Origin of the sequence: Metabacillus mangrovi (genome assembly GCF_009711125.1) — a bacterium.
Lineage (GTDB): Bacteria > Bacillota > Bacilli > Bacillales > Bacillaceae > Metabacillus_B > Metabacillus_B mangrovi.
The window spans coordinates 178,465-192,616 of the sequence record NZ_WMIB01000004.1 but is presented as its reverse complement, the minus strand read 5'-3'; the positions used below and the strand labels follow the sequence as shown (position 1 = coordinate 192,616).

Sequence of the window (14,152 nt, the reverse complement as noted above, 5' to 3'; positions counted from 1 at the left end):
GAAATGATTGAACACAAACCGCGAGCAGCCGATTGTTTTGTTGATGAGAATTTCCTGTTCTTTGTTTGGGTAGATTCGGAATTTGTAGGCTTTGTGTGTTTTCAAACGTTTTCACCTCCTATATCTATTATAGGGAACTGACGTTCTTTTATTCAAGTGAAAAGCGATTCATCCCCCACTTTACACTTCGCAAGAAGTGGGGGTCTTATCGCCGGAGATGATAAAGGGGTAAGAAAAACTAGACAGAAAAATCATAATTTTCTTTACTTAATCCTGCGTTATGTGTAAAATTTTCTAAAATCCCTATGAGACTGATTTACCAGGAGGTATACGATGAAAATTCGCTACAATTATGTGAAAAAAGAAGATGTAAAGTACTGCAGAAGTTCCGATACAGTCAGGGAAGCCTATGATTACTTGAAGCAGACAGGCTACAGAAGCGTTCCGGTGCTAGAGGACGGAGGCAAAAAATTCGCAGGATTAATTTACAAAGTCACACTGCTTGAGCACTATCTGGAGAATGACGGAAAAGACGAGGATTCTCTTGAACAGCTGATCCGGGACCAGGATGCTTTCGTATCAGAAGAAGAATCCTTTATAAAAGCCTTCTTGTCGATTAAAAGGCTGCCATTTCTGGCAGTGATCGATGAAGGAGGGGAGTTTACCGGGATTATGACCCATGCCAATATCATGGATGTTCTCGAAGACTCCTTCGGATTAAAAACGGGCGGATACCTTATGACAGTCGCCACAAAGGAACATAAAGGGGCCATTAAAGAACTTGTCAGCACAGTAAAGGATGTAAATATAGAAGGGCTCCTCACATTGGATAACGGGGATTACCTTCGCAGAATTGTCGTAAACCTGTCCCATGAGCTGACAGAGAAAAAACTGAACAAGATTATCAGCAAGCTTGAAGAAAAAGATTTCCGCGTCACTTTCATAGATGATGTGCAGCAGGGCAAAACAGCGGCTGGAAAAGCTTAATAGATGAATAGATCCGTATAAGCCCGGGACCTTTCCCGGGCTTTTTATGTTGAATCGTCTTCAAACAATGAAAAAAAACAGATGAAAGTGAAAAAAATAGCAATTTATTTATTTTTTTATAAAATAATGGTTTAAGGTGTTTTAAAGGTGGGAATAAGAAAATAAATCTAAATATTAACAATTCTGTAACATATTTATATATATTTCGGCAAATTTCTCTCTAAAACATAGCAGACAAAATGGGCAGGTTTAATTTCTATGAGGAGGAGAACGCGTGATTGAACAGGCTGGGAAGATGGAACTTATCTCAAAAATTGATGCGAAAAGGGAAGAAATGATTTCTGCTGCGGGCTCAAAGAGCTACACGAGCAGCGAAGTAGTCCGGTACAGCCAGGAATTGGACGAGCTGCTGAATCAGTTTCAGCAGATGGAAAGATGGGAGAAAGATGAAGTGCAGACATCCTTTTCAAAGCTGGTAACGAAGGTAGCAGGCTGGAGCTTTATGCCACAGCACTGACGGAAAATAAAATGGCCTTCCGCTTTTTGCGGAAGGCTTTTTGATGCTCGAATCTAAAACAGTCTAAAAAGATTCTACGAGCAGAAGCATGAACACAATGCCTGCAATAAAGGTGTATGTAGAGGTTCGCTCGTTTCCATCTCCATGGCTTTCCGGTATCAGTTCTTTATAGATGATAAACAGCATAGCCCCGGCAGCAAAGGAGAGCCCGTAAGGCACCAATTGACTCACGTAATTGGTCATGTAAAAACCGAGAAGGGAGGTTACAATTTCTACGGCTCCTGTTGCTGTTGCGATAAGGAACGCCTTAAACCGCCCGATATTCTGGCTGATAAGGAACAAAGCAACTAAAAATCCTTCCGGTGCATTTTGAAAGCCGATCGCAACTGCGATTAAAGCTCCGGTATCGTTCACATCCGACGCGTAGCTTACCCCGACAGACAGCCCTTCAGGCAGATTGTGCAATGTGATGGCTGCTACGATCAGCATTGCCTTTTCATCAATCTTCATTCCGCTTTTGCTGTGCTGAAGATCAATATGCGGGATCCGCTGCTCAAGTGTCGTTAGAACGAGGACACCAAGGAACAGACCAACAAAAACAGGGAAGATCCCGTCTGTTTTAAGAGCTTCGGGGATCAGAGTGAACATGGAGGCAGTCATCATGATTCCTGCCGAAAAAGCGAGCAGGCTGTCCCGCCATCTGTGGGTCAAATTGTTTTTTAAGAAAAGGATTGGGAGGGCTCCCAAACCCGTAGACAGGGCAGACAAAATACTGCCGATAAAAACGTTATCCATTGCTCACCTCTATGTTTCAGGTTATTGACTGACACAACTCAATTTGATTATGTTCAATGTACCACATTATACGCTAATCTTAAAAATTTTACTTCCATTCGACAGATTCCCCATAATTGTCGTGATTCGTAGAACGGTTTGCTTTTGAATCACCTTTACGATTATGGTTATTTCTGATACGTTTAGATTGAATTCACAGAATTTTGTCAATTGTGCGCGCGGGGATTTAACACATAAGGGGGAGAATGGGATGAATTATCGAAATCTGGGACGGTCAGGGCTTAAAGTGTCAGAAATCAGTCTCGGAAGCTGGCTTACATTTGGGCAGACAATAGATGAAAGAACGGCAGAATCTATTATACATAGAGCCTTTGAAAGCGGAATTAATTTCTTTGACTGCGCGAACGTTTATGCGAAAGGTAAAGCGGAACAGGTTATGGGGCGTGCTCTTAAGTCTTTTGCCAGGGAATCATATGTCGTAACAACCAAGGCTTTCTGGCCCGTAGGAGACGGGCCGAATGATAAAGGGCTATCCAGAAAACATATTATGGAACAGGTTCACTCGAGTCTGAAAAGAATGGAACTTGATTATATTGATGTCTTCTATTGCCACAGATATGATAAGGAAACACCTCTTGATGAAACGCTCAGAGCGATTGATGACTGCATCAGGCAGGGGAAAATCCTGTATGCGGGAGTCAGTGAATGGTCAGCAGCCCAGCTGCAGGAGGCTGTCCATATCGCAGACCGCTATTTACTGGACCGGATCGTCGTAAATCAGCCGCAATACAATATGCTGCACCGCGATATTGAAGAAGAAATCATGCCGATCAGCGAGAGAAACGGCATCTCCCAGGTTGTCTGGTCGCCGCTTGCTCAGGGAGTCTTGACAGGGAAATACATGGAGGGGAAGATCCCCAGCGGCAGCAGAGCTTCCAATGAGGAAGTAAACACATGGGTAAAAGAAATTCTAAATGATATTATGGCCAGAAAGGTTTCAATGCTCTCGGAGCTTGCAGCGAGCCTCGATCTTTCCCTTGCCCAGCTTGCACTTGCCTGGACACTGAGGATTCCGAATGTGGCGAGCACTCTGGTCGGAGCATCCACACCGGAACAGATAGAAGAAAACGCGAAAGCATCTTCTGTCATGCTTTCTTATGAAGTATTAAATGAAATTGAGAGCATTCTGGCGATCTAAGGAGGATGCTGAGTGGAAGAATGGGTGAAACATTTGTTTTCCAGTGATCTGCTAAGGCGAGCGGCCCGTCATTTTCATGCAGATTGCGATCCTTCCATAAAATTAGGAGAACAGGAGAATTTTGTTTTTGAAGTCAAGCTGAAGAACGGACCGGCTATACTCAGAATGACACACTCCTCACATAGAAGCATCCGGGAGATTGAAGAAGAGCTTGATTTTTTTGTTTATTTGCATCAATGTGGAGTCCAGGTTTGCCGGCCTCTTGGTTCTGCCATAGACCGTATCCTGCCTATTCCTCTGAAAGATGGATCCTTTTTTTACTGCTGTCTCTTTGAGAAAGCCCGGGGAAACAGGACAGTACCAGGCAGTCCTGATTGGACTGAACAGCTGTTTTATGAATGGGGAAGAAGCATGGCTTCCATGCACGCGGTAGCCAAAAACTATCACGCCGGTTCGGGGAGAAAACAGTTCAAGCAGGATGCAGGTGAAAAACTACTTATGCAAAGGAAGAAGCTGACAGATTGCCTTTCAAGCATGCCGAGGCAGGAGTACGGGCTGATTCATGGAGATCTGCACAGCGGCAATTTTTTCTTTTATAATGGAAAGCTTCAAATCTTTGACTTTGATGACAGCTCCCCTCACTGGTTCGCCAGTGATCTGGCAATCCCGGTTTACTACTATGCCTGGTTTCTTGAAGTGAATGGCGACTCGGATTCAGTGGACAAGTGCCGGCTGTTTTTTAAGCACCTGTCAGAAGGCTATCAGTCCATCAGACCACTCACTGAACAAATGGCCTCAAGTATTCCTCTGTTTCTAAAGGTGAGAGATTTCATGCTGTATGCTTATTTTCATAAAAAGTATGAGATCGGCAGCCTGGAGAGGGTTTTGCAGAATTCTCTGCAGAGGATGGAAAAACGGATTATGAATAATGAAGAAATTGTCAAAATGGAGTGGGGGAAATATGCTGGTGCTCTTGACTTGAACTGAATTCTTGAATATGATTTACTTAGAATTCAAGATACTTTAAGGATTGATAAAAATGAAAGAATCAGAGCAGTCACTAAAATTATTTGTAGTGTTATCCAGAGCGTACCGGGCTATAAATGACCATATGAATAAACACATTGTCAGCTTCGGATTGAACCCGACTGAATTCGGCGTGCTGGAATTGCTGTATCATAAAGGAGACCAGCCGCTGCAGCAAATCGGAGGGAAGATCCTCCTTGCCAGCGGAAGCATCACCTATGTGGTGGACAAATTGGAGCAAAAGGGTCTTCTTGCGCGAAAAGCATGTGAAAAAGACCGGCGGGTCACCTACGCTCATATCACGGATGAAGGAAGAACGTTAATAGAAGAAATTTTTCCATCCCATCAGCAGAAAATCGATGAAATCATCGGTGTACTGTCAAGTGAAGAAAAAGCAGAAGCCATTGATATGCTGAAAAAAATCGGCTACTCAGCTAAAGGGCTAAAATAGCAGTATGCAAAGAAACCCGGTCATCAGGACCGGGTTTCTTCTATAGAATTAATCCATTTTTTCTCCGGCTGATGAGATGGGAAGAATCAGAATTTCAACCCGCCGGTTTTTTTGCCGTCCATCTTTCGTTTTATTATCAGCTACCGGCTTAAACTCGCCATAGCCTTTTGCACTGAAAAGCTCAGGAGAAAGCTTTTGATTCTGCAGCAGCACTTTCATAAACTCGACGGCCCGCATGACACTCAGCTCCCAGTTTGATTCAAACTTCGCATTGCGGATCGGGATATTATCCGTATGCCCGCTGACAATGATGCTTCTCGGCGGTTCCATTACAAGCAACTGGGAAATTTCGCGGGCAAGGGCTTCGTCCTGGTTTCTGACAACGATGTCTCCTGACTCAAAGAGAATATCATTATTGATTGTGATCAGAAGACCTTCATCAGTCAAAGAGGTCTTTAATTTATCGTTCAGCCCTTTTTCCCGGATGTATTCCTTAATCTTTTTTTCGGCTTCCTGAAGCTTCTTAAGCTCCTGTTCTTCAGGGGAGGCAGGTTCTTTCATATCCAGCTGTTCCATTTCTCCATCAGGATTCGGGCTGGGATATTCCATCACGCCTGTTCCGCCTACAAAAGTACTGTTAAAGGCTTTTGCCATCATCTTAAACTTGTTGGCGTCGACCGAGCTCATCGCGAACAGAACAATAAAAAGAGCGAGCAGAAGAGTTAAGAGGTCGGCGTAAGGAATCAGCCAGGATTCATCCATATGTTCCTCATGCTTTTCTTTTCTCTTCCTCTTAGCCATTCGAAATGTCCCCTTCCGTATTCAGCTTGGCACGTTCACTTGCCGGAAGGTAGGTGGCAAGCTTCTGTTCAATTGCTTTCGGAGCCTGTCCTTCGAGTACAGAGAGGACCCCTTCAATCATCACTTCGCGCACTTTAACTTCTGTACGGGATTTGCGTTTCAGCTTATTGGCAAACGGATGCCAGAGCACGTATCCTGTATAAATTCCAAGAAGTGTCGCCACGAATGCTGCCCCGATTGCATGGCCCAGTTCAGCCTGGTTTTCCATGTGGGAAAGGGCTGCGATCAAACCTACTACAGCTCCCAGAACTCCTAGGGTAGGAGCATATGTGCCGGCCTGTGTGAAGATAGCGGCACCCGCCGCATGGCGGTCTTCCATCGCCTCGATCTCTTCAGACATCACATCGCGGATAAAATCTGCGTTCTGCCCGTCGACCGCCATGCTCAGCCCGTTCTTAAGAAAAGAATCATCCACATCTGAAAGCTTTGCTTCCAAAGCAAGGAGCCCTTCTTTTCTTGCAACTTGCGCCCATTCCGAGAACATTGGGATTAAGTCCTGGATCTCGGGTGTTTTTTCTTCTTTGAAAAGAACGCCGAACAGTTTCGGGACCCGCTTTATTTCATTCATAGGGAAGGCCGTTATGACAGCGGCAGCTGTTCCCACCACAATAATCAAAATAGCTGCGGGATTGACCAGTACGGATGGACTGACTCCTTTCAGCACCATTCCAATTCCTACCCCGATAATCCCAAGGATGATTCCTATAAGCGATGTCTTATCCATTACCTCACCAAACCTTTGTACATCTTTTTGGACCGTCATTCAGCCCTTGTCTACTTTCTATATCGGCTAAATCCAACTATTTTTAACAGGGAAAAGCAATTCGCAAAAGAAGGGATTTCAGCACATATGAAGAATAATAGGAAAGCGGTTGACTATTCAGGAAAGGCAGTGGAACAATGAGGTTTGAAGAATATACATACAAAAGACCAGATCTGGCTGTAATGAAAGAACAGTTTCATAACGCCTTAGCAGCTTTTGAAAGAGCAGGTACCCTTGAAGAACAGGAAAAAGCGATGAAAGAGATGTATCAAGTCAGAAATGCGGCAGATACAATGGCCAATATATGCTACATCCGCCACTCCATCGATACAAACGATGAATTCTATAAAAATGAGCAAGATTACATGGATGAACTGCAGCCTCATATACAAGGGCTGGTAACAGAATTTTACAAAATACTGGTTCAGTCAAAGTTCCGGAAGGAATTAGAGGAGAAGTGGGGGAGACAGCTGTTTGATTTAGCTGAAACTCAGCTGAAAACCTTTAAGGATGAAGTACTTGCAGATCTTCAGGAGGAAAACAGGCTCTCCACAGAATATACGAAGCTTACGGCTTCGGCAAAAATTGAATTTGACGGGCAGGAGTATACACTTGCGCAGCTTCAGCCACTGACCGAATCCACGGACAGAATGCTCCGTAAGCGGGCCAGTGAAGCAAAATTCAACTTCTTCTCCAGCCAGGCGGATCAATTTGATGAAATCTACGATAAACTTGTGAACGTCCGAACCCGGATCGCGAAAAAGCTTGGCTTTACTACCTTTACAGAGCTTGGCTATGCGAGAATGAACCGGATTGATTACAATGCGGAAATGGCTGCCCGCTTCCGCAGGCAGGTTGAGGAATCGATTGTCCCGATTGCAACTCGTCTGTACGAGCGCCAGCAGGAAAGACTTGGGCTTAATGAGCTCTATTATTACGATGAACCGGTTCAATATACAAACGGAAACGCGGTTCCAAAAGGAAATCCGGACTGGATTCTCGAGAACGGGAAGAAGATGTATGAAGAAATGTCCCCGGAAACCGATGAATTTTTCCGATTCATGACGCAGAAGAACCTCATGGATTTGCTTGCGAAAAAGGGAAAAGCAGGCGGCGGCTATTGCACCTATATCGCCGATTACGAAGCCCCTTATATTTTTGCAAACTTCAATGGCACATCAGGAGATATTGATGTCCTGACACATGAAGTCGGACATGCCTTCCAAGTCTATATGAGCCGCGGGTTTGAAGTAGCTGAATACCAGTGGCCGACCCATGAAGCGTGCGAGATTCACTCCATGAGCATGGAATTTTTCGCATGGCCCTGGATGGACCTGTTTTTCGAAGAGGATGCCGAAAAATACAAGTTCTCCCACTTGAGCGGCGCCCTGCAGTTTATTCCATATGGTGTAGCTGTAGATGAATTTCAGCATTTTATCTATGATCATCCGGAAGCGACACCGGCCGAACGCAACCAGGCATGGAGAGAGCTTGAGAAAAAGTACATGCCACACCGTAAATACGAAGACAGCCACTACCTTGAACAGGGGGGGTTCTGGCAAAAACAAAGCCATATCTATAACTCTCCTTTCTATTATATAGACTACACGCTCGCACAAATTTGTGCCCTGCAATACTGGAAGCAGCTTCACGAGAACCGGGACGCTGCCTGGAGCAGCTATTTGGACCTCTGCAAAAAAGGGGGCAGCAAAGCGTTTCTCGGACTAGTCGAGACAGCCGGCCTGAGATCCCCGTTTGAAGAAGGCACAGTACAGTCCGTCGTAGGAGAAATCAACGAATGGCTGGATCAGGTAGAAGATAAAAAATTATAGATTTGAAGCGGCAGCTCCTTATGAAAGGGGCTGCTGTTTTTTTCGGTCTCAGGAGACACTATTCGGAGGAAAGAGAGCGATTTTCCGCCGGATCGGTCTCAGGAGACGCTATTTCAGAGAAAAGCGTTCATATGAGGGCGGGAAAGGCAAAATAGCGGCCGCTGAGACCGAAAAGGGGGAAAGAGGCGTATTTTGAGCAAAATAGCGGCTGTGGGGACCGGTTGGTACTTTATCGGTCTCAGAAGACGCTATTCGGAGGGAAAAGAGCGATTTTGGGCTGGATCGGTCTCAGAAGACGCTATTCGGAAGGAAAAGAACGATTTTGGGCTGGATCGGTCTCAGGAGACACTATTTCAGTGAAAAACGCTCAAATGAGGGCGGGAAAGGCAAAATAGCGGCCGCTGAGACCGAAAAGGGGGAAAAAGGCAAATTTTCGGCAAAATAGCGGCTGTGGGGACCGGTTGGTACTTTATCGGTCTCAGAAGACGCTATTCGGAGGGAAATGAGCGATTTTGGGCTGGATCGGTCTCAGGAGACGTTATTTCGGAGAAATGCGTTCATATGAGGGCGGGAAAGGCAAAATAGCGGCCGCTGAGACCGAAAAGGGGGAAAAAGGCAAATTTTCGGCAAAATAGCGGCTGTGGGGACCGCCGCCTCTTTTTGCCGGTTTCCAGAGAGGGTATTTACTATGTGCTCCTGGTGAGCGGTTAAGGGGACCAACGTTCAGGTGAAATACGCTAGCCTAAACTACAGCAAAAAGGACTGCCTCGCAGGGCAGTCCTTTCTCCTTTTTATTCCGCTTTCGCTACAGAAATTTCTCCATCAATCAATTCAGCTTTTACGAAGTTGAGTTCATTATGATCGATGAGCAAGTCCGTAATTGGGTCTTCGAGCTGTTCCTGGATGACGCGGCGGAGCGGGCGGGCTCCGAATGCCGGATGGTAGCCGATCTCGGCGAGTCTGTTTTTCGCCTCATCGGTAACCGTCAGCTTGAGCTCGCGTTCATCGAGTGTTTCCTGAAGGTCTGAAAGCATCAATTCAACAATGGACAGCAAGTGAGTTCGTTCGAGCGGCTGGAATTCAATGATCGCATCGAAGCGGTTCAGGAATTCCGGCTTGAAGAATGTCCCGAGTGAATCGAGCAGCGTGCTTTCTTTGATTGCAGCGGTTGCGTCTGTATCGAATCCTACCGTCATCCGTTTTTCGGATGTTCCAGCGTTGCTTGTCATGATGATCACCGTTTCTTTAAAGTTAACGGTGCGTCCGTGGCTATCTGTTAAACGGCCGTCTTCGAGTATTTGAAGAAACATATGCTGGACGTCAGGGTGCGCTTTCTCAATCTCATCAAGGAGAATGATGCTGTAAGGATTCCTTCGCACTTTTTCAGTCAGCTGGCCGCCGTCGTCATGACCGACATATCCGGGAGGGGATCCGATAATTTTGGAGACGGCGTGTTTCTCCATGTATTCACTCATATCCAGACGGATCATCGAATCTTTTGTGCCGAACAGCTCCTGTGCCAGTGTTTTCGTAAGTTCCGTTTTCCCGACACCTGTCGGGCCGGCGAACAGGAAGGACCCGATCGGACGGTTTTTGCGTTTCAGTCCGGCACGGCTTCTGCGGACCGCTTTTGCTACTTTTTTAACTGCTTCATCCTGGCCGATTACCTTTTGTGCCAGGTTCTCTTCAAGATGCTTCATTTTCAGCTGCTCATCCTGCTGGATCTTTCCTGCAGGAATACCGGTCTTCTGTTCAATGATTGCCTGAATGTCTTCTATGCCCACTGTCATTTGTTCAGCAGTATCCTGCTTCTCCAGCTGTTTTTCCAGCAGGATTTCTTCATGGCGCAGCTTGGCGGCTAGTTCATAATTTTCTTCCGCAGCTGCTTTTTCTTTTTCCTTGGCAAGGCTGCCAAGCTGCTCGTGTATATCAGCTTCCTCTACACGGTCTGCTTTCAGATTGGCTTTAGAGCCTGCCTCATCCAGAAGGTCGATCGCTTTATCAGGAAGAAACCGGTCCTGGATATAACGGTGTGAAAGGGTAACGCATGCCTTTATAGCTTCTTCGCTGTAGGATACGCCATGGTAATCCTCGTATTTAGATTGAATGCCTCTGAGAATTTCAATGGATTTTTCCTGAGATGGCTCGTGGACCATGACCGGCTGAAAACGCCGTTCCAGCGCAGCATCTTTTTCGATCTGACGGTACTCTTTCAGAGTAGTTGCACCGATCAGCTGCATTTCACCGCGGGCAAGAGCCGGCTTCAATATGTTGCCTGCGTCCATGGAGCCTTCTGCAGAACCGGCACCGACGACAAGATGAATTTCATCTATAAACAGGATAACGTTTTTTCGTGACTGCAGCTCGGCTATGAGTTTTTTCATGCGGTCTTCAAATTGGCCGCGCATGCTTGTGTTGGCGACAAGAGAAGCTACATCAAGCAAGTACACTTCTTTTTTAACGAGCTTGGAAGGAACCTTGCCCTCTGAAATTTTTAACGCAAGGCCTTCAGCTACGGCCGTCTTACCTACTCCTGGTTCACCGATCAGAACCGGGTTGTTTTTGTTGCGGCGGTTTAGAATCTCAATAACACGGCTCACTTCTTCTTCACGGCCGATCACCGGGTCGATCAGCCCTGCCTTTGCTGCATGGGTTAGATTACGGCCCATCTGATCGAGGAGACCTCCGCCTCCGCGTCCGGACTTTCCGGTGGCTGCCGTTCCCTCTGAATCCTGGGCGGCTCCGTTCATATTTTTAAACAGCTGGTCAAACGGGAAGGAAGAAAATCCGCCGTTGCCCCCGCTGAATCCTGTTGGGATCTGGCTTTCGTATTTGGAAAAGCATGTATTGCACAGCTGCATCTGCTGACGGGTTCCGTTAACTTGTACATTTAATTGAACGGTTGCCTGATTTTGCTTACAGTTTTGACATTGCATAAAAAAACAACCTCCTGAAATTTATATTGTTTCGTTTTGACTTTGACTATCTTTGACTTTATGGCTTTATTATAATTTGACCTTCTTTGACTTTCAAGTTTTTTGTTCGGGTAAAATTCAGCAGGCTTTTGGCTGTTTCCTTACACTAATCCATCAATCCCCTTCTTTTCAAGAAACTTGTCTCATACGTATAAAGGAGAGAAGGGGGACAGACCTGAATGAAGAATAAAGCTTTTCTGGCAGTTCAGATTGCCTTTGTATATGTAGGAACGGTTGTAGGAGCGGGTTTTGCGACAGGGAGGGAGATCGTCGAATTTTTTACACGGTTTGGAAGTGCGGGGACGGCCGGCATCCTGCTGTCAGGGATCCTTTTTATCGTCCTCGGAACGAAGCTGATGGTCATTGCATCAAGGATTAAAGCACCCTCCTTTCATGAAATGAATGTTTTTCTGCTTGGGAAAAGAGCAGGGTATGCCGTCAACTGGGTGATGCTTTTGCTGCTGTTCGGGGTCACCTCTGTGATGGTTTCCGGTGCAGGGGCTATTTTTGAAGAAAGGCTCGGTATGCCCGCTTCTGCCGGAGTCATCATCAGCATCTTTATCACACTTGCCATCATGGCCAAGGGCCTTCAAGGGGTGGTGGGGGTGAACATGCTTGTTGTACCTATGCTTCTCCTTCTCAGTATCATTGTTATGGTAAGTTCATTTGCCCAAGAGGGTGCTGCTGCTCTTTTCAAAGAGGCAAACCTGATGGATGGAGGGTGGCTTTTTTCTGCTTTCTGCTATGCTGCCTACAATTTAGCGCTGGCACAGGCAGTATTGGTGCCGCTTGCTGCTGAAGCTGGCGATGAAGAAGTAATCCGTAAGGGCGCAGGGCTTGGAGGGTTCCTGCTGCTGCTGATCATGCTTGGCAGCCACTTATCTCTTCTTTATCTTCCGGATGCGGGTTCTTACGAGATTCCGATGGCGGAAGTAATGAGGGACGTGTTCTCCGCTGCTTATTATTTATATGTGATGGTCATTTTCGGAGAGGTGCTTACGTCGGTTATCGGCAACCTTTATGGAATGGAAAGGCTGCTGTCCAAAAAAATCAGGCTGCCGAGAATGGCTGTCATTTCTCTAATCCTCACCGCTTGTTTTATACTGAGTTTTATCGGCTACGGAAAACTGATCTCATCCATTTATCCAGTTATCGGCTATATCAGTCTTTTTTTTCTCGGTGCGCTCATTCTAAAAAAGAAGCCTGAAAGAAAATGAAAATATGTTAAAATGGAACCTGTCTGGAAGAAGGAGTGAAGGATCGATTTGAATAAAATAGCTGTCATTTCTGATATACATGGAAACGTTCCAGCTCTTGAAGCGGTTCTTGCAGATATCCGCCGGAGGAATGCGGAAAAAATCTTCTGCCTTGGCGATCTTGCAGGAAAAGGTCCGGAGCCGGGTGCTGCCATTTCAATGGTCCGGGAGAATTGTGATCGGACTGTCAAAGGAAACTGGGATGACCTTATTACGAAAGAGGCAAGGTTCGAAACACTGAAATGGCATCAGCAGCAGCTGACAGAGGAAGACCGCCGGTATTTGTCAGAGCTCCCCTTTTCACTTGATTTCCTGATGAGCGGAAGGCAGATCAGGCTTTTTCACGCTTCTCCATTCAGCCTGTACACAAGAATTCAGCCTTGGGATTCCATTGAAAAAAGGATGAGTATGTTTGGAAATACCGAAATGACCGGACGGAGCTCAAAACAGCCTGATGTAGCAGGGTATGGCGATGTTCATCAGGCGTTCGTGCATCAATATAAAGAAAAAATGCTGTTTAACGCCGGCAGTGTGGGAAACCCGCTCGACATGAACCAGGCATCCTATGCGATGCTCGAGGGAGTCGAAGGCGGGGAAGCAGAGGATGCGTTCAGCATCCAGCTTATCCGGGTGCCGTACGATATTGAACGGTCCATCCGGATTGCCAGAGAAGCAGAAATGCCGGATTTACATGAATACATTCAGGAATTGACGACAGCACGGTACAGGGGACTCAGTGAGAAGTGAGGGTGATGAAGATGCATATACTATGGGATTTTGACGGCACACTTTTTAATACGTACCCGGCCTTTACAGAAACGATGTACAAGCTGCTCAAGCCGGAAATCAGAAAAGAGCATATTTTTGAGCAGCTGAAAGTATCTTTTTCACACGCTGCCCGTACTTTTGAATTAACAGAAGAAGACATTGCAGTGTTTAAGAAGCAGGAGAAAGCACTTTCGCCTGTGCTTAAGCCGCCGTTCCCATATGCAGAGGAAGTACTCCGTTATGCTTCAAAGAATGTGATCATGACGCACAAGCCCAGGAATGAGGTGGAGGCGATCCTGAAGCACTACAGGTGGGAGCACTATTTTGATGAAATAGTAGCAGGGGATGACGGTTTTCCGCGCAAGCCGCACCCTGCTGCGTACGAATATCTTCACAGGGTGCACCGGATTGATTTAGCGATCGGAGACAGGGAGCTGGATATTCTTCCGGCAAGGGAGCTTGGAATTAAAACCTGTCTGTTTCAAAACGATGCTGCAGGTGCAGATTTTTATCTGAATGACTACCGGCTGTTTATTGATAAAATTGCCGCTTCATTTTAACCCGCTTCTTTAGGAGCGGGTTTTTGGATAGGGAGGTTCTTTTTAAAACCGCTCTCTGCAGCAGCACTGCTAAAGATACGGGGATATGATAAGAAAATGGAAAAACAAGCGGAAAATTAAGCTTACCCTCTATATACAAGTATTTTTACCGAAAATCGGTCAT

14 protein-coding genes are annotated in these 14,152 nt (G+C 46.0%); 9 read left to right on the top strand and 5 right to left on the bottom strand.

Annotation, left to right across the window (positions count from 1 at the left end; translation table 11 throughout):
* Positions 1–105, bottom strand: a 105-nt coding sequence (locus tag GKZ89_RS07180) for a helix-turn-helix domain-containing protein (protein ID WP_155111715.1), incomplete at its 3' end; no start/stop codon positions are given.
* 228 nt (positions 106–333) lie between these two features.
* On the opposite strand from GKZ89_RS07180, the gene cbpA reads away from it, so the two are divergent.
* Both cbpA and GKZ89_RS07170 read left to right on the top strand, forming a co-directional pair.
* Positions 334–987: a cyclic di-AMP binding protein CbpA gene (gene cbpA, locus GKZ89_RS07175; protein ID WP_155111714.1), complete on the top strand. Its 654-nt coding sequence runs from the start codon at positions 334–336 to the stop codon at positions 985–987.
* A gap of 274 nt (positions 988–1,261) precedes the next feature.
* A complete protein-coding gene (locus GKZ89_RS07170; RefSeq protein WP_155111713.1) occupies positions 1,262–1,504 on the top strand; it encodes an aspartyl-phosphate phosphatase Spo0E family protein in 243 nt (80 codons plus the stop codon).
* Positions 1,505–1,567: 63 nt separating this feature from the next.
* Here the strand turns inward: GKZ89_RS07170 and GKZ89_RS07165 are convergent, their stop codons facing one another.
* On the bottom strand, positions 1,568–2,299 hold the full coding sequence (locus tag GKZ89_RS07165; protein WP_155111712.1) for a ZIP family metal transporter: 732 nt from the start codon (positions 2,297–2,299) through the stop codon (positions 1,568–1,570).
* A 250-nt stretch (positions 2,300–2,549) separates the two neighbouring features.
* On the opposite strand from GKZ89_RS07165, the gene GKZ89_RS07160 reads away from it, so the two are divergent.
* From GKZ89_RS07160 to GKZ89_RS07150, 3 genes are read left to right on the top strand one after another with little or no spacing between them, the layout of a single operon-like run.
* Positions 2,550–3,497 (top strand): aldo/keto reductase family protein, encoded by a 948-nt coding sequence (locus GKZ89_RS07160; RefSeq protein WP_155111711.1) that lies wholly within the window; start codon positions 2,550–2,552, stop codon positions 3,495–3,497.
* 12 nt (positions 3,498–3,509) lie between these two features.
* A complete protein-coding gene (locus GKZ89_RS07155) occupies positions 3,510–4,484 on the top strand; it encodes a phosphotransferase (protein ID WP_155111710.1) in 975 nt (324 codons plus the stop codon).
* Between the two features lie 52 nt (positions 4,485–4,536).
* Positions 4,537–4,974 carry a MarR family winged helix-turn-helix transcriptional regulator gene (locus GKZ89_RS07150; protein WP_155111709.1) on the top strand — a complete coding sequence of 146 codons (438 nt, stop codon included), beginning with the start codon at positions 4,537–4,539 and terminating at the stop codon, positions 4,972–4,974.
* Between the two features lie 48 nt (positions 4,975–5,022).
* On the opposite strand, the gene motB is transcribed toward GKZ89_RS07150, so the two are convergent.
* Positions 5,023–5,775, bottom strand: coding sequence for a flagellar motor protein MotB (gene motB, locus GKZ89_RS07145; RefSeq protein WP_155111708.1), 753 nt, complete (start codon positions 5,773–5,775; stop codon positions 5,023–5,025).
* Positions 5,768–6,559, bottom strand: coding sequence for a flagellar motor stator protein MotA (gene motA, locus GKZ89_RS07140; RefSeq protein WP_155111707.1), 792 nt, complete (start codon positions 6,557–6,559; stop codon positions 5,768–5,770). The genes motB and motA overlap by 8 nt, the downstream gene beginning before the upstream one ends.
* A gap of 176 nt (positions 6,560–6,735) precedes the next feature.
* On the opposite strand from motA, the gene GKZ89_RS07135 reads away from it, so the two are divergent.
* On the top strand, positions 6,736–8,430 hold the full coding sequence (locus GKZ89_RS07135) for a M3 family oligoendopeptidase (RefSeq protein ID WP_155111706.1): 1,695 nt from the start codon (positions 6,736–6,738) through the stop codon (positions 8,428–8,430).
* Positions 8,431–9,221: 791 nt separating this feature from the next.
* Here GKZ89_RS07135 and GKZ89_RS07130 read toward each other — a convergent pair.
* Entirely contained in the window at positions 9,222–11,366 is a 2,145-nt protein-coding gene (locus tag GKZ89_RS07130) for an ATP-dependent Clp protease ATP-binding subunit (protein WP_155111705.1), read from the bottom strand.
* 218 nt (positions 11,367–11,584) lie between these two features.
* On the opposite strand from GKZ89_RS07130, the gene GKZ89_RS07125 reads away from it, so the two are divergent.
* The 3 genes from GKZ89_RS07125 to GKZ89_RS07115 are packed head-to-tail and all read left to right on the top strand — an operon-like array spanning position 11,585 to position 13,989.
* Entirely contained in the window at positions 11,585–12,622 is a 1,038-nt protein-coding gene (locus GKZ89_RS07125; RefSeq protein WP_155111704.1) for a YkvI family membrane protein, read from the top strand.
* 48 nt (positions 12,623–12,670) lie between these two features.
* Positions 12,671–13,408, top strand: coding sequence for a metallophosphoesterase family protein (locus GKZ89_RS07120; protein ID WP_155111703.1), 738 nt, complete (start codon positions 12,671–12,673; stop codon positions 13,406–13,408).
* An 11-nt stretch (positions 13,409–13,419) separates the two neighbouring features.
* Positions 13,420–13,989, top strand: coding sequence for an HAD-IA family hydrolase (locus GKZ89_RS07115; RefSeq protein ID WP_155111731.1), 570 nt, complete (start codon positions 13,420–13,422; stop codon positions 13,987–13,989).
* Positions 13,990–14,152: the final 163 nt, after the last annotated feature.

Bases quoted from the DNA above. Each gene is read 5' to 3' on its own strand.
- GKZ89_RS07130 (WP_155111705.1), bottom strand. From the start codon at position 11,366: ATGCAATGTCAAAACTGTAAGCAAAATCAGGCAACCGTTCAATTAAAT.
- motB (WP_155111708.1), bottom strand. From the start codon at position 5,775: ATGGCTAAGAGGAAGAGAAAAGAAAAGCATGAGGAACATATGGATGAA.
- cbpA (WP_155111714.1), top strand. From the start codon at position 334: ATGAAAATTCGCTACAATTATGTGAAAAAAGAAGATGTAAAGTACTGC.
- GKZ89_RS07115 (WP_155111731.1), top strand. From the start codon at position 13,420: ATGCATATACTATGGGATTTTGACGGCACACTTTTTAATACGTACCCG.
- GKZ89_RS07160 (WP_155111711.1), top strand. From the start codon at position 2,550: ATGAATTATCGAAATCTGGGACGGTCAGGGCTTAAAGTGTCAGAAATC.
- GKZ89_RS07165 (WP_155111712.1), bottom strand. From the start codon at position 2,299: ATGGATAACGTTTTTATCGGCAGTATTTTGTCTGCCCTGTCTACGGGT.
- GKZ89_RS07150 (WP_155111709.1), top strand. From the start codon at position 4,537: ATGAAAGAATCAGAGCAGTCACTAAAATTATTTGTAGTGTTATCCAGA.
- GKZ89_RS07135 (WP_155111706.1), top strand. From the start codon at position 6,736: ATGAGGTTTGAAGAATATACATACAAAAGACCAGATCTGGCTGTAATG.
- motA (WP_155111707.1), bottom strand. From the start codon at position 6,559: ATGGATAAGACATCGCTTATAGGAATCATCCTTGGGATTATCGGGGTA.
- GKZ89_RS07125 (WP_155111704.1), top strand. From the start codon at position 11,585: ATGAAGAATAAAGCTTTTCTGGCAGTTCAGATTGCCTTTGTATATGTA.